The organism is Vibrio sp. D54 (assembly GCF_021728075.1).
Taxonomy (GTDB): Bacteria; Pseudomonadota; Gammaproteobacteria; order Enterobacterales; family Vibrionaceae; genus Vibrio; species Vibrio alginolyticus.
Genome location: NZ_JAKKCS010000068.1, coordinates 1 through 1,132 on the forward strand (window position 1 = coordinate 1; position 1,132 = coordinate 1,132).

Annotated in this window: 1 protein-coding gene; it reads left to right on the plus strand. The window is 46.4% G+C overall.

Translation table 11 applies throughout. The features are described from left to right. A partial coding sequence (locus tag L3V37_RS24135) for a DUF4218 domain-containing protein (protein WP_237307362.1) occupies positions 1-946 on the plus strand: 946 nt, incomplete at its 5' end. Positions 947-1,132 lie beyond the last annotated feature (186 nt).

A 1,132-nucleotide genomic window follows, 5' to 3' on the forward strand; every position in this document is an offset into this window, starting at 1 on the left:
CGACCACCCCTGGCGACAGGATGAAGCTCATTTCGACGGTACGGTAGAGAACAATCCTAAACCCCGTAGTTGGTCGGGCGAAGAGATTTTAGAGAGGTTGAGCTATTTCGACTTTGGTGTGTTGAGCAATGACGCGGATGTAAAGAAATGCAATCCAATTCCTCCACATGATCTGAGCTATTGGGATCACAAGAGTATATTCTTTGAACTCCCTTACTGGTCGAAGTTGAAGCTGAGGAACAACTTGGACGCGATGCACATAGAAAAGAATGTGTGCGACAGCGTGGTGGGAACAATTCTCGGTATTAAGTTCAAGACTAAAGATACTCCCAAAGCGCGCAAAGATTTGGAATCAATGAATCTACGTCGTCCCTTGTGGTTGAGGAGGGATAGGAAAGGAGTGTACAACAAGATGCCAGATGCACCTTACACAGTGAAGCCGACGCTTAGACGTTCTGTATTTCACTGGTTTAAGGGCGTTCGTTATCCGGCTACGTATGCAGCTACTATAACTGGAGCAGTGGACGAGGTGCAACACAAGTTTGTCGGTCTAAAGACACATGACTATCACGTTATGCTGCAACGTCTGATTCCAGTGGTAATTCGACCATACTTGCCTCGGGACGTCGCAGAACCAATAGTGGCATTGTGCAGGTGGTGGCAGAGGTTATGCGCCAGAGAATTAAAGAAGTCAGATGTGGTGGAATTGCAACAACAAATTGTGCACATCATTTGCAAACTAGAGAGGATTTTTCCCCCTGCCTTCTTTGACATCATGATTCACCTAATGATCCACCTGCCCGAGCAGGTGCTCATTTCTGGTCCGGTCCAGTACACTTGGATGTATCCTCAAGAAAGGTACGTACAACTAATTAATTTGTTCCACTGGAGATTACTAGCTAGCTATCTATATGTACATATTCTTATTGTACGTTTGATTTTGTAGACAGCTTGGACAGTATAAGTCATTCGTCAAAAACAGGTCGGCCCCGGATGGCTCCATAGCAGAGACATACCTAATGCATGAGTGTGTTACTTACTGCAACAGGTACCTCAAAGATCCACCACCTCCCACTGCCTCCGATCCCAGTGCCCGCATCAATCTTTCTGTCGTCACCAATGTCGTCCGACC